The 19,867-nt window shown below is 52.9% G+C and carries 14 protein-coding genes and 1 pseudogene; 9 read left to right on the forward strand and 6 right to left on the reverse strand.

Annotated features, from left to right (window positions below):
* The first annotated feature begins 335 nt into the window (after nucleotides 1-335).
* Nucleotides 336-3,392, forward strand: a complete 3,057-nt coding sequence (locus NYE92_RS17950; RefSeq protein ID WP_309600952.1) for an Ice nucleation protein — start codon at nucleotides 336-338, stop codon at nucleotides 3,390-3,392.
* A 223-nt stretch (nucleotides 3,393-3,615) separates the two neighbouring features.
* Here NYE92_RS17950 and NYE92_RS17955 read toward each other — a convergent pair whose 3' ends face one another.
* Entirely contained in the window at nucleotides 3,616-4,869 is a 1,254-nt protein-coding gene (locus NYE92_RS17955; protein WP_013024487.1) for an enolase C-terminal domain-like protein, read from the reverse strand.
* 324 nt (nucleotides 4,870-5,193) lie between these two features.
* On the opposite strand from NYE92_RS17955, the gene NYE92_RS17960 reads away from it, so the two are divergent.
* The 4 genes from NYE92_RS17960 to NYE92_RS17975 all read left to right on the forward strand — a co-directional run bounded on the left by NYE92_RS17960 (nucleotide 5,194) and on the right by NYE92_RS17975 (nucleotide 9,399).
* Nucleotides 5,194-5,961 carry an SDR family oxidoreductase gene (locus tag NYE92_RS17960; RefSeq protein ID WP_014595262.1) on the forward strand — a complete coding sequence of 256 codons (768 nt, stop codon included), beginning with the start codon at nucleotides 5,194-5,196 and terminating at the stop codon, nucleotides 5,959-5,961.
* A 41-nt stretch (nucleotides 5,962-6,002) separates the two neighbouring features.
* A complete protein-coding gene (idnD, locus tag NYE92_RS17965; protein ID WP_259019510.1) occupies nucleotides 6,003-7,049 on the forward strand; it encodes an L-idonate 5-dehydrogenase in 1,047 nt (348 codons plus the stop codon).
* A gap of 142 nt (nucleotides 7,050-7,191) precedes the next feature.
* A complete protein-coding gene (locus NYE92_RS17970; protein WP_026021058.1) occupies nucleotides 7,192-8,589 on the forward strand; it encodes an MFS transporter in 1,398 nt (465 codons plus the stop codon).
* A gap of 99 nt (nucleotides 8,590-8,688) precedes the next feature.
* A complete protein-coding gene (locus NYE92_RS17975; protein WP_013024491.1) occupies nucleotides 8,689-9,399 on the forward strand; it encodes a FadR/GntR family transcriptional regulator in 711 nt (236 codons plus the stop codon).
* A gap of 276 nt (nucleotides 9,400-9,675) precedes the next feature.
* On the opposite strand, the gene NYE92_RS17980 is transcribed toward NYE92_RS17975, so the two are convergent.
* On the reverse strand, nucleotides 9,676-10,344 hold the full coding sequence (locus NYE92_RS17980; RefSeq protein WP_014606658.1) for a YecA family protein: 669 nt from the start codon (nucleotides 10,342-10,344) through the stop codon (nucleotides 9,676-9,678).
* 456 nt (nucleotides 10,345-10,800) lie between these two features.
* Here NYE92_RS17980 and NYE92_RS17985 point away from each other — a divergent pair.
* From NYE92_RS17985 to NYE92_RS17995, 3 genes and pseudogenes are all read left to right on the forward strand, one after another.
* A pseudogene (locus NYE92_RS17985) lies at nucleotides 10,801-11,943 on the forward strand (serine hydrolase domain-containing protein).
* 131 nt (nucleotides 11,944-12,074) lie between these two features.
* Nucleotides 12,075-12,581, forward strand: a complete 507-nt coding sequence (locus NYE92_RS17990; protein WP_014595268.1) for an RcnB family protein — start codon at nucleotides 12,075-12,077, stop codon at nucleotides 12,579-12,581.
* A gap of 146 nt (nucleotides 12,582-12,727) precedes the next feature.
* The gene (locus NYE92_RS17995; protein WP_024472367.1) at nucleotides 12,728-13,435 is read left to right on the forward strand and encodes a GNAT family N-acetyltransferase; all 708 of its coding nucleotides are present in this window, start codon (nucleotides 12,728-12,730) and stop codon (nucleotides 13,433-13,435) included.
* A gap of 22 nt (nucleotides 13,436-13,457) precedes the next feature.
* On the opposite strand, the gene NYE92_RS18000 is transcribed toward NYE92_RS17995, so the two are convergent.
* The 3 genes from NYE92_RS18000 to NYE92_RS18010 all read right to left on the reverse strand — a co-directional run bounded on the left by NYE92_RS18000 (nucleotide 13,458) and on the right by NYE92_RS18010 (nucleotide 17,651).
* On the reverse strand, nucleotides 13,458-13,892 hold the full coding sequence (locus NYE92_RS18000; protein WP_230957789.1) for a coiled-coil domain-containing protein: 435 nt from the start codon (nucleotides 13,890-13,892) through the stop codon (nucleotides 13,458-13,460).
* A 250-nt stretch (nucleotides 13,893-14,142) separates the two neighbouring features.
* On the reverse strand, nucleotides 14,143-16,434 hold the full coding sequence (gene opgB / locus NYE92_RS18005) for a phosphatidylglycerol--membrane-oligosaccharide glycerophosphotransferase (protein ID WP_210450015.1): 2,292 nt from the start codon (nucleotides 16,432-16,434) through the stop codon (nucleotides 14,143-14,145).
* A gap of 203 nt (nucleotides 16,435-16,637) precedes the next feature.
* Nucleotides 16,638-17,651: a glycosyltransferase family 32 protein gene (locus NYE92_RS18010; protein WP_013024498.1), complete on the reverse strand. Its 1,014-nt coding sequence runs from the start codon at nucleotides 17,649-17,651 to the stop codon at nucleotides 16,638-16,640.
* Nucleotides 17,652-18,157: 506 nt separating this feature from the next.
* Between NYE92_RS18010 and NYE92_RS18015 the strand changes: the two genes are divergently transcribed.
* Nucleotides 18,158-19,108, forward strand: coding sequence for a YncE family protein (locus NYE92_RS18015; protein WP_014595272.1), 951 nt, complete (start codon nucleotides 18,158-18,160; stop codon nucleotides 19,106-19,108).
* Here the strand turns inward: NYE92_RS18015 and NYE92_RS18020 are convergent.
* Complete coding sequence (locus NYE92_RS18020; protein ID WP_014595273.1) at nucleotides 19,105-19,659, reverse strand: histidine phosphatase family protein; 555 nt, start codon at nucleotides 19,657-19,659, stop codon at nucleotides 19,105-19,107. The genes NYE92_RS18015 and NYE92_RS18020 overlap by 4 nt on opposite strands.
* Nucleotides 19,660-19,867: the final 208 nt, after the last annotated feature.

Below are 19,867 nucleotides of genomic sequence, written 5' to 3' on the forward strand. Positions count from 1 at the left end.
CTGTTCTTATTCCTCAGAGGTAAATGGTTTATTGTGGTATTTGATGACTATAATTCATTGCCTGCACATTGAAAGCCAGTTGTTTAACTGGCTTGTTCGTGTTTTTTTCTCTTATTATTTTGGGGTGAATTGATTATTGGTGAATATTTAATTCTGTTTTATTTATTAATTTTATGGTTTCTGAAAATTAAGTGGCGGTAATTTATTATTTATTAATATTTCGTGATCTCATTAATGTTTGTGAGTTGGGCGATGGTTAAACAATTAGGATTAGGTTCTTTTAGAACCAGAGGAGTAAGACTGTTTTCATGCCCTAATGAAATGAAGGTTTAGACATGAAAGAAGACAAGGTTTTAATATTACGTACCTGTGCTAATAATATGGCCGATCACGGCGGAATCATCTGGCCGTTAAGCGGTATCGTAGAGTGTAAATACTGGAAGCCGGTTAAAGGCTTTGAGAACGGACTAACGGGGCTAATCTGGGGAAAAGGATCGGATTCACCGCTGAGCCTGCACGCTGATGCCAGGTGGGTTGTCGCTGAAGTGGATGCCGATGAGTGTATCGCTATTGAAACTCATGGCTGGATTAAATTTCCCCGTGCTGAGGTTCTTCACGTTGGAACGAAAACCAGTGCGATGCAATTTATCCTGCACCATCGGGCTGATTACGTTGCCTGTACGGAAATGCAGGCCGGGCCTGGAGCGCCTGATGTCACTTCAGAGGTAAAGGCAGGCAATCGATCGCTGCCTGTAACAGATGATATTGATGCGACCATCGAATCAGGCAGTACGCAGCCGACACAAACGATTGAAATCGCAACCTATGGCAGTACGCTCAGCGGCACGCATCAGAGTCAGCTGATTGCCGGATATGGCAGTACTGAGACGGCGGGTGATAGCAGCACATTAATTGCCGGTTATGGTAGCACCGGTACAGCGGGATCAGACAGCACATTAGTCGCGGGCTACGGCAGTACCCAAACCGCAGGTGAAGAGAGCAGCCAGATGGCGGGTTACGGCAGCACGCAGACCGGCATGAAAGGCAGCGATCTCACCGCCGGTTACGGCAGTACCGGCACGGCGGGTGACGACAGCTCCCTGATCGCCGGTTACGGCAGTACCCAGACGGCGGGCGAAGACAGCTCGCTGACAGCCGGTTACGGCAGCACGCAGACCGCGCAGAAGGGCAGCGATCTTACCGCGGGTTATGGCAGTACCGGCACGGCGGGTGCCGACAGTTCATTAATCGCGGGCTACGGCAGCACCCAGACGGCCGGGGAAGAAAGCACTCAGACAGCCGGTTACGGCAGCACCCAGACCGCGCAGAAGGGCAGCGACCTTACGGCCGGTTACGGCAGTACCGGTACGGCGGGTGACGACAGCTCCCTGATCGCCGGTTACGGCAGTACCCAGACGGCGGGCGAAGACAGCTCGCTGACAGCCGGTTACGGCAGCACGCAGACCGCGCAGAAGGGCAGCGATCTTACCGCGGGTTATGGCAGTACCGGCACGGCGGGTGCCGACAGTTCATTAATCGCGGGCTACGGCAGCACCCAGACGGCCGGGGAAGAAAGCACTCAGACAGCCGGTTACGGCAGCACCCAGACCGCGCAGAAGGGCAGCGACCTTACGGCCGGTTACGGCAGTACCGGTACGGCGGGTGACGACAGCTCCCTGATCGCCGGTTACGGCAGTACCCAGACGGCGGGCGAAGACAGCTCGCTGACAGCCGGTTACGGCAGTACCCAGACCGCCCAGAAGGGCAGCGATCTTACTGCAGGTTATGGCAGTACCTCTACGGCAGGCTATGAAAGTTCATTGATCGCGGGCTATGGCAGTACCCAGACAGCGGGTTACGGTAGCACGCTGACAGCGGGTTACGGCAGTACGCAGACCGCGCAGAACGAAAGCGATCTCATCACCGGCTATGGCAGTACGTCTACCGCCGGGGCAAATAGTTCACTGATCGCAGGCTATGGCAGCACGCAGACAGCCAGCTACAACAGTGTGCTAACGGCGGGCTACGGCAGTACCCAGACGGCGAGAGAAGGCAGTGACCTCACTGCCGGGTACGGCAGCACCGGCACGGCAGGCTCGGACAGCTCAATCATTGCAGGTTACGGCAGCACCCAGACCGCCAGTTATCACAGTAGCCTGACGGCGGGCTACGGCAGTACGCAGACGGCGCGCGAACAGAGTGTGCTGACGACCGGTTACGGCAGCACCTCAACCGCCGGCGCCGACAGTTCCCTGATCGCGGGCTACGGCAGCACGCAGACCGCCGGTTACAACAGTATTCTGACGGCCGGTTACGGCAGCACCCAGACGGCGCAGGAGAATAGCGATCTGACGACCGGCTACGGCAGTACTTCTACGGCAGGTTATGAGAGTTCACTGATCGCAGGCTACGGCAGCACCCAGACCGCCAGTTTTAAAAGTACGTTGATGGCTGGTTACGGGAGTTCGCAGACGGCCAGAGAACAGAGTTCGTTGACTGCCGGATACGGAAGTACCTCAATGGCCGGTTATGACAGCTCATTGATTGCCGGTTACGGTAGTACCCAGACGGCGGGTTATCAAAGTACGCTGACAGCCGGTTACGGCAGCACGCAAACGGCCGAGCACAGTAGTACGCTAACGGCAGGTTACGGCAGTACTGCAACGGCGGGCGCCGACAGCTCCCTGATCGCAGGCTACGGCAGTTCGCTGACCAGCGGTATTCGCAGCTTCCTGACGGCGGGTTATGGCAGTACGTTGATCAGCGGACTTCGCAGCGTACTCACCGCCGGTTACGGAAGCAGCCTGATTTCGGGCAGACGCAGTAGTCTGACGGCGGGATATGGCAGTAATCAGATCGCCAGCCACCGAAGCTCGTTGATTGCTGGCCCGGAAAGCACCCAGATCACCGGCAACCGCAGCATGCTGATTGCGGGAAAGGGCAGCTCACAAACGGCGGGTTATCGCAGCACATTGATCTCCGGGGCAGACAGCGTGCAAATGGCCGGAGAGCGCGGCAAGCTGATTGCCGGAGCGGACAGCACCCAAACCGCCGGGGATCGCAGCAAGCTTCTGGCAGGCAACAACAGCTACCTCACCGCTGGCGATCGCAGCAAACTCACGGCAGGCAATGACTGCATCCTCATGGCGGGAGACCGAAGCAAGCTGACGGCGGGCATCAACAGCATTCTCACCGCCGGATGCCGTAGCAAGCTGATAGGAAGCAATGGTTCAACCCTGACCGCCGGGGAAAACTCAGTTCTGATTTTTCGCTGCTGGGATGGAAAGCGCTACACTAACGTGGTCGCTAAAACCGGAAAGGGGGGAATAGAAGCGGATATGCCTTACCAGATGGATGAGGACAATAATATCGTGAATAAACCCGAAGAATAATCGCCATAACAGAGGGAATGTTCGCGAGGGGACGGGAGGTTTAAACAGCACGCAGACCAGGCTTAAAAAAGCAGAGAAGCGTGTTTTTGTTGGTTATTTATCTGTCCCTGAACACAGTAAAGCCGACCTGAACGGCCTGTTGTGGTCCAGGCCGGCCAGGCCAACAATGCCAGGGAAAAGCAAAAAGGCCCATTGCTGAGCCTCTGCAAAAAGACTTGGTGACTCAGGGACGCCAGACTGTGCCATCCGGAGTCCTGGCCATCGTCCAGGTCGGATTGCCGCCCTCGCAGGGGAATTTCGCCGCCAGCGCTTCGTTGATATCAATCCCTAACCCCGGCTTGTCATTGACGTAAGCATAGCCCTGATCCACTTCAGGACAGCCCGGGAAGACTTCACGTAGCGCATCATTCATTGGCGTGTATTCCTGAATGCCGAAATTAGGCGAGCTCAGATCCAGATGCATGTTTGCGCAAACCCCAATCGGGGAGATATCCCCAGGGCTGTGCCAGGCGGTGCGAACACCGTTTAATTCACTGTAGATGGCGATTTTTTTCGCCGGTGTGATACCGCCAATCGAGCTGATATGACAGCGGATATAATCAATCAGCTTATTGTCGATCAACGGCTTCCACTCATTCACATTAACGAACAGCTCGCCCATTGCGATCGGCGTGGAAGACTGCTGGCGCAACATTTTCAGCCACTCCGTATTCTCGGGAGCAACCGGATCTTCAAGGAAGAAAAGCTGATAAGGCTCCAGCGCTTTAGCCATATGGATGGCATTAATCGGCGTAATACGTTCATGGGCATCATGGAGTAGCTCCACGCTGAAACCCAGTTTATTGCGCAGATGATCAAACAGACGCGGAATGCTTTTCGCATAGGCTTCCGGATCAAAATAGATCCCCGGGGCTTTGGTGCGAGGCGAGCGCTTGGGTTGAATATTTTTCGCTTTCACCATGCGATTGGCAATCAGTCGCAGGTCATCAGTACCGGCACCGCCGTACATGCCCATCTGGCAGCGAATATACTGGTAGCCTTCTTCCATTTTGGCGCGAGCGCTGTCTTCCACTTCAACTTCATCGGCGCCATCGGTGTGCACATAGAGCGCAATACCGTCGCGACATTTCCCACCCAGCAGTTCATAAACCGGCAGGCCAGCCTGTTTACCTTTGATATCCCATAGCGCCATATCAATGCCGGAAAGGGCATTATTCATTACCGGACCATTGCGCCAGTAGCCACTCACTGCGGCGGACTGCCAGATATCTTCTATTCTGGCGGGATCTTTGCCAATCAGAAACGGGGCAAGGTACTCATCAATGGCACTTTGTACGGCGTAAATGCGCTGGGTAAAGGTGGCGCAACCCAAACCGTACAGTCCGGGCTCATTCGTTTCAATTTTAACCACTACCAGATCGATGCCGCCCGGCGCAGTCAAAATTGTTTTTACATTGGTGATGAACAGATTGCTCACACTAGCTCCTTATTATTCAGAACATTAACCGCACCGTACTCATCTCTGCTACGCAGGGTTTAATGGTATGTTGTCATACAACATTGCCTTTCTATCATAAATTTATCCGGCTTGAATTCTGCACTGCTATTTTTGTGACGGCGATCTAATGAAACGTCTCAGGCTAAATGTATTGTTTTTATGTCTATTAAATACAATGAGTTGATGTATTTTTCTGTTAAGCATTTGTGATATGTGCCTCATAAATACGCTTTGTGTATTGATTTAATCTGCCGGCAAATTCACCTTAATAAGATAGTTGTCATACATATTTGAAGGTGGATTATGACTGCAATGTTCGATCTGACCGGTAAAACGGCTTTGATAACGGGGTCCTCCCGCGGCCTGGGGTTTGCCTACGCCGAAGCATTAGCCGCTGCCGGGGCAGAGGTTATTTTGAACGGCACGCGTGAAGCGGTGCTGAACGAGGCCGTTGAACAGCTTAAAAATAAAGGCTATCGCGTCTCCGGCCGGGTGTTTGATGTGACCTGTGAAAGTGCGATAGAGCAGGTGTTCGCCAGTCTGGATGAGCAGGGCATCGCAGTCGATATCGTAATAAATAATGCCGGGATCCAGTACCGCAAACCCATGCTGGAGCTGGAACTGGAAAACTGGCAAAAGGTGATTGATACCAACCTCACCAGCGCCTTTCTGGTTTCGCGCGCGGCAGCCAAACGCATGATTGCCCGCGATCGGGGCGGCAAAATCATCAATGTCGGTTCGTTGACCAGCCAGGCGGCCAGGCCAACCGTTGCACCTTATACCGCTGCCAAGGGCGGCATTAAGATGCTGACCTGCTCAATGGCGGCCGAATGGGCGCAGTTTAATATCCAGACCAATGCGATTGGGCCGGGATATATCCTGACGGACATGAACAGTGCGCTGGTGGACGATGCCCGGTTCGACAGTTGGGTGAAAAGCAGTAACCCTTCGCAGCGCTGGGGACGGCCAGAAGAAGTGGCCGGTACGGCCGTTTTTCTTTCATCGCCTGCCTCAGATTATATCAATGGTCAGATTATCTACGTGGATGGCGGCTGGCTGGCCGTGCTGTAAGCGTTATTGACCCGGAAGAGGAAAAACATGTGCACAGCATAATGACGCATGCCTGCGTGGCAAAGGGTAAAAAAGAGATCGCGGTTGAGCAGCGCGAACTGAAGTATTCGGATGATGATGTCGTTGTTCAAGTGGAGTGCGGCGGCATCTGCGGCTCGGATATTCATTATTACCATGAAGGACGTGCCGGATTATCCGTGATTAAGCAACCACTGGTGATAGGTCACGAATTTGTGGGGCGGATTTTCCAGGCGCCGACAGCATCAGGGTTAGAACCGGGACAAAAAGTCGCGATTAATCCATCACAGCCATGTGGTCAGTGTGAGTATTGTCGGGCAGGTAAACAGAATGCCTGCGCCACCATGCGCTTTATGGGGAGCGCCCAGTTCACTCCGCACGTGAATGGTGGATTTGCACAATATGTCGTGGTGCCTGCGAAGCAGTGCGTGGCTTATGATGAGCAGGTTCCGGCCAGCGTCATGGCCGTTGCTGAGCCTACCGCCGTCGTGATCCATGCGCTCAACGTGGCAGGCAGCATCGTCGGGAAAAGGGTGCTGGTGATGGGCGCGGGCCCCATCGGCGCCTTAGCGATTGCCGCCGCAAGCGCTTCCGCCGCAAGCGCTTCCGGCGCGGCAGAGATCGTGGCGTTCGATCCGAGCGAGCGCTGCCGCCGCATTGCGGTAGAAATGGGGGCTGATGCGGCAGTGGATGCGAGCGATCGTGCCGCCGTTGCCCGCTACGGTGAAAATCGGGGATATTTCGACGTTACGCTGGAAGCCAGCGGAGCCGAAGCAGCGATTGAATCCAGTATTTTGGTTACGCGGCCTGGCGGCGTTGTGGTTCAAATTGGGATGGGAAAAAGTCCGCTTAATTTCCCGGTAGCGCAGATGCTGGTAAAAGAAATTAGCTGGAAAGGCTCCTTCCGTTTTATCGATGAATTTGATGTGGCGGTGAAATGGCTGGAAAAAGGCATTATCGATCCGCGTCCGATTCTTTCCGGCAATTATGCCTATCACGATATTGAAGCGGCATTAAAGGCGGCCAGTGATAAAACACAACATTCAAAAGTATTAGTTCAGTTTTCATAAAATATCTCAGAACCTGTAGTTATTACTCTGGCTTAAAACATCGGTGATTGTCGCGGGTGAAGAGATCCTCACGCTCCGCGTAAGCGGCACTCGCCTGTCATTTAGTCGCCTGTTAACGCATCGTCGACCTCAGGGTGAAAACATGAGTCATTTAAATACCAACACCACAGAACGTAATACCTCTGATCTGGTCCGGGCATCCGTATCAGGATGGCTGGGTACAACGTTAGAATTTATGGATTTCCAGCTCTATTCTCTTGGTGCGGCGTTAGTTTTTCATGAAGTCTTTTTTCCCGAACAGTCGGGTGCGATGGCGCTCATTCTGGCAATGGGAACCTACGGTGCAGGTTATATCGCGCGAATCGTCGGCGCCGTTTTTTTTGGGAAAATGGGCGACCGTGTTGGCCGAAAAAAAGTCCTGTTTATCACTATCGCCTTAATGGGCGTTTGTACCACCTTAATTGGCGTATTACCCACTTACCAGCAGGTGGGTATTTTAGCGCCCTTGCTGCTGGTGGCGCTGCGTATTATTCAGGGATTAGGTGCCGGTGCAGAAATATCGGGTGCCAGCACTATGCTGGCTGAATATGCGCCCAAAGGGAAAAAGGGCATTATTGCCTCGCTGGTTGCCATGGGCACCAACTGCGGCACGTTAAGTGCAACCGCCATCTGGGCGGCTATGTTCTTTTTCTTCACCAATGACGAAGTCATTGCCTGGGCATGGCGTATTCCTTTCCTGGCGAGTTTCGTCGTGATGGGATTTGCTATCTGGCTGCGCTTCAACCTGAAAGAAAGTCCGGTGTTTGAAAACGTTGCCGAATCTGCCACCGTCAAGCCCCACGATCAGCCGGCACAGTCTGTTTTCCAGTTAATCAAAGGCAAAGCCTTCTGGATTGCTACCGGGCTGCGATTTGGTCAGGCGGGTAACTCGGGCATCATCCAGACCTTTCTGGCGGGTTATATGGTTCAGACGCTGTTGTTCAATAAGGCGGTTCCCACCGATGCCATCATGGTGAGCTCGGTAATAGGATTTATGACAATTCCACTTATCGGCTGGCTCTCAGACCGGATAGGGCGCCGTATTCCTTACCGCATTCTGACGCTGGGCTCGATTATTCTGGCTTATCCGATGGTTTCACTCATCGTCGATAACGCGCAGGCGGTGAGTACCATCATGGTTTGCCTGATCGTCATTCACAATATCGCAGTGTTGGGCCAGGCGGCGATTGAAGGGATCACTATGGCAGAGATGTTTGGTTCCAGAAACCGTTTCGCGCAAATGGCCATCTCTAAGGAGATCGGTGGGCTGTTTGCCACTGGCTTAGGGCCGCTCCTGGCCGGTATTTTCTGCCAGCTCACGGGCACCTGGTATCCGATTGCGATCATGCTGATCGGCTATTCCTGTATCGGCCTGCTGGCTTCACTGATAATGCCAGAGGTGGTGGATCGGGATCTTACCGCAGAGGCCGATGCCTCGGGCGGCGTGCCGGATGGTTGTCATCCTGTTGCCCCCTCGATCCGGGCAGGAAGCGGCGAGTAAGGCAAGGTTGAACCCTGTCTGTCACTGCGTTAGCGCAGGACTTTGCTGGAAAGGATAAGATAGAATGGCGTCATGTAGGACATCATATGAGAAGGTGTTGTGAGCATAAAATCCATTCAGAAACAGAACGTCGTTAACGAAGTGTTCGAGCAAATTAAGGCGAAGCTACTGGACGGTAGCTGGTCCGCAGGCACGCGTTTACCTTCTGAAGCGGAGCTGACGCACTCTTTTAATGTCAGCAGAGTCAGTATACGCAGCGCGGTGCAGCGCCTGCGCGATCTGGGTATCGTGATTACCCGTCAGGGCAGCGGCAGTTACGTGTGTGAAGACTTTTCGCCACAGATGCTTAATCACAATGCCAGACCGTTAATGCATCTGAGCCGGGAAGCCTTTAACGACATGATGGTTTTTCGCCAGACCGTCGAGTTTAAATGTGTTGAGCTGGCAGTGGAACATGCCACAGAAGAGGATATTGGCCTGCTGGAGCAGGCGCTCAATAACATGCTTATTAATAAAGGCGATTATAAGAAATATTCGGAAGCGGATTACGAATTTCATCTGGCGATTATCCGCGCTTCTCATAACAGCGTGTTTTACAACGTGATGAAGTCAATCAAAGATATTTATTACTATTATCTTGAAGAACTGAATCGCTCACTGGGCATTACGCTTGAAAGTGTTGAGGCGCACATCAAAGTCTTTATGGCGATTAAAAACCGCGATGCGTCCTCGGCGGTACAGGTGCTGAATGAGGCGATGAAACATAACGTGGTCGCCATCGATATGATTAAAAAAGAAGAGGGGGAATAGGCTGTTTCGCGCTGCGGGAACGCGAAAAAAGCCACCCCCTTCTGCAGGCTGAGGAAAACAGGATTCACCGTGACAGGCTTCTTATTGCCATTGCTCTGCTGGTCCGTTTTATCGCCAGTAACGCGCTGGTCTGGGTCATGAGCACGTAGCGATCCAGCATTCTGTAAGAAATGAGGGCGAAGCGGCAGGTTAGCCATAGGGCTCTTCCGACGTGAGTGGTGAAGTTAACGGTGGCAGAATAAACAAGGGAGCCAGTGGACCGGGCTCCCTCTTCAATCAATGCAGGCAGCACTGCTTGTATTTTCTTCCGCTGCCGCAGGGGCAGGGATCGTTGCGGCCCGGCTGTTTTTCCGCAGTGACCGGCTGCTGCACCTGAGGAATCGCTTCGGGCTGTGAGATCCAGTAATCATGAAGCGCCAGGGCGGCAGGGCGGATAGCATCAATGCTGCTTTCCATTTCTTCAGGCGTCAGCGCATCAACCTTTTCCAGATTCTCTTCTGTGCCGTGCAGGGCGATGGCGTCCAGTGAGTCCTGGAGTTCAGCAGGAAGTGCAGACCAGTCGGTTAAGGCCACGCCGCGCATATAGCCGTAGCACCACTCTTCAACGACGGTAAATTCCAGACCTTCCATTTCGCGCACGCCAAACAGGGGTTCAAACTGTTCTGGAAACTCAGACAGGCGGTCAGCAATGTCATTCATGTGCTGGAAACTGAGTTCCATAAAGCGCGTCATTTCGCGCTCATTACTCCATTTGGGAATATGCTTTTCGCCGCCCCAGAGCGCGACCAGCCAGCGGCTTGGCTCTACCGTCGTCGGACCTGAAAGCACGGCAGTAAGCAGGCCATCCAGTTCTGAAACATCAAGAATCGACGCTTCACTACCGTATTTTTCCAGCATATCTTCGAGCCATTGCAGCTCTTTTTCGCTTAACGGGCCTTCTTTCATGGGATATCTCCGAACGTGTCTGGTGCAGCAGAAAATTTACTGCGTGTAAAAACGCGCAGTGTACACGCTTATTGCGCTGATGGCAGTGTCGTCGGGAGCGGACTCAGCAGAGGCATTACCAGGCCTGCTATGTTACTCTTCGCGGCCTGCAATGCGTTTTTCTGCACGATCGTGGCTATCGGGCGCCAACCTGCTTCGTTTCCCTTACGTATGTCCTGCCAGGGGTGACATCCTTCAGTAGGAAACGATGACCAGAAGCATAAAGATTTGGCTAATCTGTGTCGATATAAGCACAGCGGAATAATCCCCCGGCATGATGCTGATATGAACGTTCGTCAGTGCCTGATAACAACAATAAAATGGGCGCGAGGACGTGACCAGAAAAGAGTATACCCCCAGAGGTTACACCGACTGTTGAGCGGATGCGGCCACCTGTTTAGACGCAGTGCAGTTCTGATGATAAGCGCGCTGTTATTGGCTGCCTGCGGCACGCTGTCGCAGACCTCTGCGCCAGCAGGCGACAAGCTTTATCTGACGCACAGCGATTTTCATGACAACCTGGACGATCTGGTGCGCCATTATATGCAGCGTAAACAGGTGTCCGGCATCAGTATCGCGATTATCCATCATCTTAATCCCACCTTGTTTTACAGCGCAGGTGTCACCGATGACGTGCATCGCTATCCGATTACGCCTGAAACCTTATTTGCGCTCGGCTCACAGAGTAAAGGCGTAACCGCAGAGGTGATTATTGAGTTGGTTAACGAAGGCCAACTGCACTGGAGTGACACGCTGGCCGATTTGTTGCCCTCTGACGTCAGATTGAGCCAGGATGCACGTCAAATCACGCTATTACAGTTAGTGACCCATACCTCGGGTTTGCCGCGTTAGGATATGGATTTGCCGATGTTTATGCAGTTTATGGGCTATCTGCGCAGCGGTCAGAACTTTTATGGCAACCTGGATAGTGATGACGTTCTGGAATACCTGGCGGATTTTTCTGCGCCGCGTCAGCGGGGAGCGCAATACGCTAACCTTGGCTATGCGCTGCTGGGCTATATTTTGCGTGAACGCTGCCATAGTGATATTGAAACGCTTGCCCACCAACGGATTTTCCGACCGCTGGGAATGAGCAACACCAGCTTTGTGCCTGAGCGTTTAAGCGGTTTTTCCACACGGGCGTTAGGGCATGCTGGCGATCAGCCAAAGCTTATCCCGCGCGGTGAACTCACCCCAGACTGGCGTTTCCAGCGTAATATGGTCGCGGCGGGCAGTCTTTACAGCAACGCACGGGATCTGAGCGTCTATCTGCGCGCACATCTCACTGCGGGCAGCGATCCGGCGCGTAATCGTGCCTTTGCTGAGATCAATAAAGGCGTGTATCAGCAGGGCGCACAGACGCAGAATATCGCCTGGGTAACAGACAGGCTGGCAGGAAGGAACATTACCTACCAGGTCGGCTATATTGGTGGTTATTCCGCTTTTATCGGTTTTGACAAGCAGGCAGGCAATGCCATCGTGGTACTGCAAAACGCGTTTAACTGGAGCAACTATCTTGGTATCACATTGTTGCTTAACCTGGCAGAGAAAGACAGGTAAGGTGTAGGTTGGGTCCAGAATGAGTCGTGATTCCTTACACTTACCTTTATGAGTGACGGAACCGCAGCCCTGTTTAGATTGTCTTCAGAGTAGTCTACTGTTATTAAAATCAATTCAATGTGGAAATTATTATGCGCAGGACTCAAATTGCTTTTATTTCAGCTGGTTTACTGTTCGGCTCGCTGAGCCTGATCCCCGCCGCTCAGGCTGCGGGTGAAACCACCGACAATGTGCCACCGCCGCCGCAGATTCAACCGGCCAATCCAACCGCTCAACCTGGCGATAACAACGCGCAGCCCGGTGCTGCAGCACCTGCCCAGCCGCAGGCGCCGATGAGTTCTGACTCTAACGACGGTATTACCCCAACAACGCCTTCACAGTCAGCAGGCAATCCAGGCAAGCCAAATTACGATCTCAGCACCATTATCATTGATTATAAAGAGCATAAAATCGGTGATACCGTGCCTGATAAGTACCGCAGCAAGACTTACACCATCACCGAGTGGCAGAAACGTAATTTGCCTGCGCCTCAGCCAGATACCCACTGGGCTTATATCAATGCCAATTACATTCTGATTACTAACGACACCGGTAAGATCGTTATGGGTAAATCCGGCGATATCTTCTTCCGCGGGTAGTCCTGCGGCGCTTTGTTAGTTATCTCTTCTTTCAATGGCCGCGTTAAGCGGCCGTTTTCTATTTCTGTCTTTTTTATCAGTGATGACTTCTCAACGTGTTTGCAACATGGCAACGTGTTTTTATTCACTGCAATGGAGAAGGCATGATGTCGCAACACGTCAATCAGTATGGTCAACCTGTAGGGCAATCCATGCCCGACTGGCAGCCACGTCCCTTACCTCAGCGTGAGGTGCTTCAAGGTCAGGTTTGCCGGCTGGAGCCCTTTAGCGTGGCTTCGCATGCTGAAGCACTCTGGCAGGCCTGGTCGCTTGCAGAAGATGGCCGTGACTGGACCTATCTTTCTGATGGGCCGTTTAATGATGAAGCCGCCTGGCTCACCCATGCTGCTACGATGGAGGCGAGTCAGGATCCGTTGCATTTCAGCGTCATTGATGTTGAAACCGGTAAGGCCGTCGGAACGCTATCGCTGATGCGTGTTGATGCGCAAAATGGGGTGATGGAAGTGGGATATGTCACCTTTTCCCGATTGCTAAAGCAAACAAGAATGGCGACCGAAGCGCATTTTCTTCTGATGCGTTATGCCTTTGAGCAACTGGGCTACCGGCGTTATGAATGGAAATGTGACAGCTGTAATCTGCCTTCGCGTCGGGCCGCGCTTCGGCTGGGATTTCGCTTTGAAGGTGAATTTCGTCAGGCCCGCGTTTATAAAGGCCGCACGCGCGATACAAGCTGGTTCTCAATCATCGACAGTGAATGGCCAGCTGTTAAAAATGGGCTGGAACGCTGGCTGGCAGAGGCTAACTTTACAGCCGACGGGCGACAGCGTGAAAAGCTGGAAACTCTGCGAGGTTAAGGCCTGAAGCGCGGGTAACGTCTCAGGCAAGCACATATTTAATGGTCGCCATAAGCAACGTGGTGGTCATGATCATCAGCAGACGCTGTACCCAACGCATATCGTTTTTTAAACTCCCGACGTCGGTCTTGAGTACGCTGACATCCGTTTTGAGTTCAGCGACGTCGGTTTTGAGTACGCTGACATCGGTCTTGAGCACGGCAACGTCCGTTTTGAGTACGCTGACGTCTGCCTTGAGTTCATCCACATCGGTTCTGAGGCACGACTCCGTTTTCTTCAGTTGCGTGCTTAGCGAAAAGATATGCTGATTCTGACGCTGAAAAGCCTGCATGACATCAGCACGGGACAGCGCATTGTCCTGCTTTAATGCCGAAAAAATATCCACCATCGCTTCTGCCTGGCGATCGTTGATGCCTGCGCGCTGTAAACGTTTAAACGCTTTGTGTGTATTCATCATGGTGAGTGTCATTCAAGAGCCTTCCCGATTCATCACGTTATTTGAATATCATGTCAGGAGAGCCGGTCTGGTCACAGAAGATAAAAAACATATTGCGAAATAAATTCCATTATATCAATTAGTTAAACGCGTAGTTTTCATCTTTTTGCGGGGTGGGCCGCAAAAAAAACGTTGTCAGTTAGCCTCTTTTACACAGCCCGCTTACCAGGCAGTGTAAAAGGTGGGGGCTAACCGTCATCGTGAATAAACATCAGGGAACGGGGACAACCTTTAACGTAATCAGACCGATGCCGAGTTTGCGTGGGTCCTGACCTGCGATGTTGTTAAGATTGCTGAGTTGCGGCTCTGGTGGGGTAAACGTTAACCGATGGCTTCCGCGGGTGTTATCAAAACGCAGCGTCTGGGTTGATGCTTCTTCTCCCAGCATCAGGGGCTGTTTTGTGTCGCCTACCTGCACCCTTGTGGGTCGGTGCGCATTTGGGCCATAGGCGCGAGCGGTAATCACCAGATCAAATCTGGCGGGCAAAGGGTTAACGAATTCTATGGTCACTTCCGGGGCAAGATTGGCGTTTGACCAGCGGCCCCAGTTTTCCGTACGGGAAAGGCCGCTGAACTGCTTCACGCTTGCGGGTGCGCCGGGAACCGCGAACAGAAAGCTGTCGGCATCATAACGAATCGCATTATCGTCGATGCGCAGCTGCGCCACGGCATGTTGATAGTTTGCATCGTTCTGGGGGCCTGCCGGGAACTGCACCTTTCCTTTCCACAGGGGGGTATCCATACGCATGACGGAGGGATGGCCCGCGAGCTGGCCCATTGCCAGGCACCAGTCGCTGGAAAGGGCCAGCGCCGGTTGCCAGATACGGGCAATTTTAAAGCAGCGATCGACCCAGACAAACTTTTCCGCCGAGGTAAAGTCGGCCAGCTGATAACGTAAAGGCGCCGAATATTCCCCCTCAGGCAGTGGCTCTACATGCTTCTCCGTCACCCGCAGCAGAATGGGCAAGGCAAAGCTGGCGCCGGAAAAGCTGAGCGTGTTTTTCGTCTGATCCAGCGTGATGCTGTCGATCTTTTTGGGAAAGTTCCACAGCTGAATGATATCGGCTTTCCAGCTCAACACTTTGGTTTTCATATCCTCAAACTGGCTCGACAACGACACTGCGGACAGGCTGCTACGTCCCAAACCTATCGCATTGTCGCCGCCCAGAATATCCAGTAACGTCGCGCCGTTATCCAGCGTACTGCGTTTCATATCTATCACTTCTGCCTGCGGTTGATCGCCACGGATCACCATAAACAGATCGTGACGAGGACGCTTGATCAGAAAGGGATGCGCTGTGTTGTTCATGGCCAGATGATCGGATGCCACCACAATCACGGTATTCTTAAACCAGGGTGAAGCCTTAATACGGGCAATCAGGCGTGCGATATGCTCCTGCGAGCAGGATACGGCGCTGAACGACTGATTTGGCTTGCCCGCATAGCTGTAACTTTTGCGCTGGCAACTTCGGGAAATAAACCCATCAGGATGATGCGTATCCACCGTGAGCGCAAACAGCGCAAAACGTTTCTGCTGGCGCGAAAGTGCCTCATAGGTTTCAAACACCTCGTCCAACACGGTATCGTCGTAATAACCCCAGTTGTTGCGGTAGGTGGGATCGCTAACCTTGTCTTTGAGTTCCTGTGAACCGTACAGGCGCGCAGGGTCAAAGCCGTGAGAACGTAAAAAGACATCTTTACCCGCAAAGCGCAGGTCAGCGCCCTGAATAAACCAGTTTTCATAACCGGAATTTTTTAAAATATCGCCCAGGCAAACGTTCTGTGGGTAAAAACTGGAAAGGGAGGCGGAAGCATTTCCGTCGAAAGGGGCAAAAAGCGGGATACCGCACATCGATGCGACCATACCGGCAATGGTGTAATCCGTGCCGGGAAGCTGCTCGGTCTGGGTGAAGTCGATGCTTTGCTCTTTTTCCCGGCTGAGTTCGGGAGCCAGCCCAGGGAAGGCAATCGGGTCGAAGTAGGTCCGCTCCAGGCTTTCAGCATAAATATACACCACGTTAAGTGCGGGCTGCGCAATGCGCTTTTTCGGGACTTTATAGACGGTGGCAAAGTCGGAGTTTTCGCGCAGTGAGTGCGAGGTAATGAGAGAACTCACTTGCTGAAAGGCTGGCGTTGTTTGTACCGCGCCTGCGGCACAGGCAAAAGCCACCAGGCTCCAGCCTGAATGAAAGGGCCGCTCACGGCGGCGCAGCAGCCATGACAGGGCACAAAACAGTAAAAACAGCACGATGACCAGCCCAAGGGCGGGCACAACGTATTTACTCAGGCCCGCACCGGTGAGGCTGTTCGTTAGGGTATACACTACAGCGTCAGTAATGCCGTCGCCGGTAAAATAATTACTGGCGAACAGCGTGGCGTTGAGCAGCACGAACAGCATTAACAAGCACAAGGTGAGGGAAAACCAGATTCTGCTTCGGCCTGCTTTACAGGAATAAACAGCAATCGCGGTCAGAAAAAGTATCACTGACACGAATTCAGACAACGTCAAATCCTCTTATCGTATGAATATGTCTCTTATCAACAGGGGGACATTCCATGGATTTTTGACTCAATCTATAGTGGCTGTCATCAGGCTGCAACATCTCTGCGCAGATTTGGCTGCAGACTCACAGTACAGTCAATTCGACGTTAAACAGGGGCGAAGTGCCCGGCGATTTCTAATGAAACGGCCGGGCAGGGGGTGGATTACGCGCGTTGTTCCTGCGGCGCTGAAAGTCTGGCGGGAGAGGATGGGCTGTCGTGCATCGCTTCTCCGACCAGGCTGGCACGATTGTAAAAGCGTAACCGCAGGTTAAAATCGAGGTGCGCGCGCGCACTGTCACTGAGCCGGATGACCGGCGGCGGCGTGAGCGGACGCTGCTGAAACAGAACAGAGCGCACACAGGCATCGTTGCTGCCAGCATGCACCTGCTGATAATAGCCGACGCTGGCTTCCGCTTTACGTAACCTGGTATTAACCCGACGATGCTCATCCATAGCCAACTGATGTGCCAGCGCCGTGAGTTCGTCACCGGGGTTGCTGAGATTCTGTTGCACTGCAGGGAAATCACTGCGTTTCATTAACTCCAGCAGATAGTTTTGTCTCCCCACGTATTTTACCGGGGCCAGTTGTTTCAGCCATTCACGAATAAAGGGGTTTTGAGCAGGCGCCGCGATAAAGCCGGTTTCAATCATCGGTCTGAGTGGGTTAACCGTGTTTTGCTGACGATAATATCCCAGCACATCCATGGGGCGGTCGCTTTGGGCCTGATGGACCCAGGCAAGATCCTCGAACAGCAACGTGTTGCAGTCTATGCTGATGCCACCGTAGCGTAATAATAGCTCCAGCCGGATGATGTCGCTTTTTAGCTGCGGAGTCAGATCGGAAGAGACAAATTGCACATCCGGCAGCCACTGTCCCAGCGTCTGAGGGGTAAGCAGGTGGATCTCATGATCCGGATTATCACGGCAAATTTTACTGGCGTTAAGGGCAACGGAAGCAGGTAGCCGGTCGCCGGGCCAGTACAGCCAGACTTTTTTAGCAATGGCAGGCAGGGTCTTAGGTACGGATTCCAGCAGCACGTCCTGTTCCAGCGTAGGATCGTATTCAGGCGCGCTTACGGCCCGGTGTTGTTTAATCGTCCACAGCATGCGGCTGGTGAAAGCAAGTTTTTCCCATTGACGCCAGAGATGATGCAAGGAACGGCGGTGTGAATTCATGTTTCACCTGTTATTTTGATTATAGTGTTTATGCCAGTCGGCAAAATAAGGGCTTAAGCTGTCATCCCGTATATAAACCGCCATAAACGCAGACATGCTGCGCTGCGCAATTTTTATTGTATTTCCCTGGTGATGGTTCAATGGCGAGCCACGACAGTTTCTGTGCACAAGCGTGACGTGAGCGGCCGCGACTCATTTATTTAATAGAACACAATTCAACAATTCGCTATTCCTGATGGAAACTTTAGGATAAAACGGAAATAAGCATTCGCCTGAAATAAAAATAAATATTTATTTACGCTAATGTTTTATTCCGCTATGGCAATATCTTTATATCGACAGAGGGGGCGTTTTTCTGTCATGAAACCGATAAACAGTGCGCGAGTATGAGCATCAGTGCGGAATCGAGATAAGTGAAATATTCAGCATGATTAATGAATTTACAGATGTGCGCAGCCTGACAGTCATTGTCTACGCTTTAGCTATACAGACGAAAAGGAGATGACATGCCGTTTGAATCTCGAGGATTACTGGCGATTGACAGGCAAACCAGACGGGCGCTGTTTCTCGATCCTGACACCTTTGACGTCAGCCAGGCCGTGGACGTTATCCCAACGCGACTGCACGAGCTTTTGATGCTCGCGCCCTGGGAAAAGGCTTTTCTCCCTCTGTACGGTGACGATATGCAAGGCGATGCGCCTCATCCTGGCCATAAAGTGGCGGTCATTGATTTACGACAGCGGGCGATTAATGACTATATCGACCTCTCACCGTCACAAGCGCCGCACAGCGGTCAGTTAGGGCGCGACGGCAAAGTGTATCTGTGCTGCGAAAATCCTACTGTCGTGGTGGTGATCGATCCCCTTACCCACCGCGTTGAAAAGACGATTCCCATTCCGCTTGATAATACCCATCGCCTGACGCTTTCGCCCAGCGGCCGCAAGCTCTTTACCGACAATGAGCAGGATGCCACCATTACCGTCGTCGACCTGTGCGAAGCGGAAGGGCGAGTCATTGATACCATCCTGATGCCCGGCCCGGTTTCAGGCCTTACTGCATCACCCAGGCATCCCTATCTCATCGCCAGCGCCGCCGATGTGCCGCTGCTCTATGTCGTCGATCGCCAGAGCCATCGAATCCGCCAGCGGCTGGCGCTTCCAGGCCATCAACAGCCCTGTCAGAAGGTTCGCTTTAGTCCGGATGGCGAGTATCTGATGGCGATCGGGCACCAGGAACCCATCGTCACGCTTTTTGATGAATTACTGAATCCTTTGGGGCATATAGCGCTGACTCACCAGCCGCTGGATGGCTGTTTCAGTCCGGACAAGAAACGGCTATTGATCACCCATGATGATAACCGGACGCTGAGCGTCATTGATCTGGTACAGAAAACCGTTCTTGCGACAACCGAGGTGGGGGCTGGCTACGAAACGCTGAGCTACTTTCAAATTGGTTAAATAAAGGGGCGATGGTAGATGGCCGAACTCCAGTGGCGGCTGCTGGCGTGTTTTTCCGCCTGCCAGCCTCGCTTACGCAATTCACGGGCAATCATCTTGTTCATAATGCCGTGCCCCAGCAACAAAACCGTACCCTGCTGCGACAGGGCGATCAGCCGATCGGCGGCACGCGAGGCGCGGGCGCGCGCATGCTGCAGCGACTCGGTCTCCCCGGCATAGCCACAAAACCACATGGCGCGCAGGATGGCCTGCCAGACAAAGGTGGGTAACTGAATGCGATCAGCCCGGAGCAAAGGAATACCGACTTCACTGAACAGCGCATCAACGTGATGGGGATGCAGTCCGAGGCGCTCCAGCGAAGAGTGGGCGCGGGGCAGAGGACTGCAGACCACAACCGCCGCTTTTCTGGCGATGCTGATGCTGCGATCGGGCGGGCCATCGCTCACCAGTGACAGATCATAGGCTTCACACCAGTCTGCCAGCCCCTGTGCGCTTAAACGTCCGGCAAAAGGGTGGTCAGGTTTACCATGTCGCATCAGGATAATGGTCATAATGATTTAACGGCGTTCTCCGGTTTATGCGCCAGTCAGGTATATCTGAGGATGCGTTATGTGGCAATCGCTGCCTGTGCTGTCATCAGGCAGTCACACCAATATGCGACAACATCAGGCGATGAAAGGGTCAGACAGCCAGTTTGGCTTAATGTTAAAAGAAAAGTGCCTCTGGTTCCGGTGTATGCTGTTTTTTTGTGCGTCGGGT

Origin of the sequence: Pantoea sp. B566 (assembly GCF_024793925.1) — a bacterium.
GTDB classification, from domain to species: Bacteria; Pseudomonadota; Gammaproteobacteria; order Enterobacterales; family Enterobacteriaceae; genus Pantoea; species Pantoea ananatis.

Coding starts and splice junctions, on each gene's coding strand:
- NYE92_RS17980 (WP_014606658.1), bottom strand. CDS start 10,344: ATGAAAGAAGGCCCGTTAAGCGAAAAAGAGCTGCAATGGCTCGAAGAT.
- NYE92_RS18020 (WP_014595273.1), bottom strand. CDS start 19,659: ATGACCATTATCCTGATGCGACATGGTAAACCTGACCACCCTTTTGCC.
- NYE92_RS17990 (WP_014595268.1), top strand. CDS start 12,075: ATGCGCAGGACTCAAATTGCTTTTATTTCAGCTGGTTTACTGTTCGGC.
- NYE92_RS18000 (WP_230957789.1), bottom strand. CDS start 13,892: ATGATGAATACACACAAAGCGTTTAAACGTTTACAGCGCGCAGGCATC.
- NYE92_RS17995 (WP_024472367.1), top strand. CDS start 12,728: ATGTCGCAACACGTCAATCAGTATGGTCAACCTGTAGGGCAATCCATG.
- NYE92_RS18010 (WP_013024498.1), bottom strand. CDS start 17,651: ATGAATTCACACCGCCGTTCCTTGCATCATCTCTGGCGTCAATGGGAA.
- idnD (WP_259019510.1), top strand. CDS start 6,003: ATGACGCATGCCTGCGTGGCAAAGGGTAAAAAAGAGATCGCGGTTGAG.
- NYE92_RS17960 (WP_014595262.1), top strand. CDS start 5,194: ATGACTGCAATGTTCGATCTGACCGGTAAAACGGCTTTGATAACGGGG.
- NYE92_RS17970 (WP_026021058.1), top strand. CDS start 7,192: ATGAGTCATTTAAATACCAACACCACAGAACGTAATACCTCTGATCTG.
- NYE92_RS17950 (WP_309600952.1), top strand. CDS start 336: ATGAAAGAAGACAAGGTTTTAATATTACGTACCTGTGCTAATAATATG.
- NYE92_RS18015 (WP_014595272.1), top strand. CDS start 18,158: ATGCCGTTTGAATCTCGAGGATTACTGGCGATTGACAGGCAAACCAGA.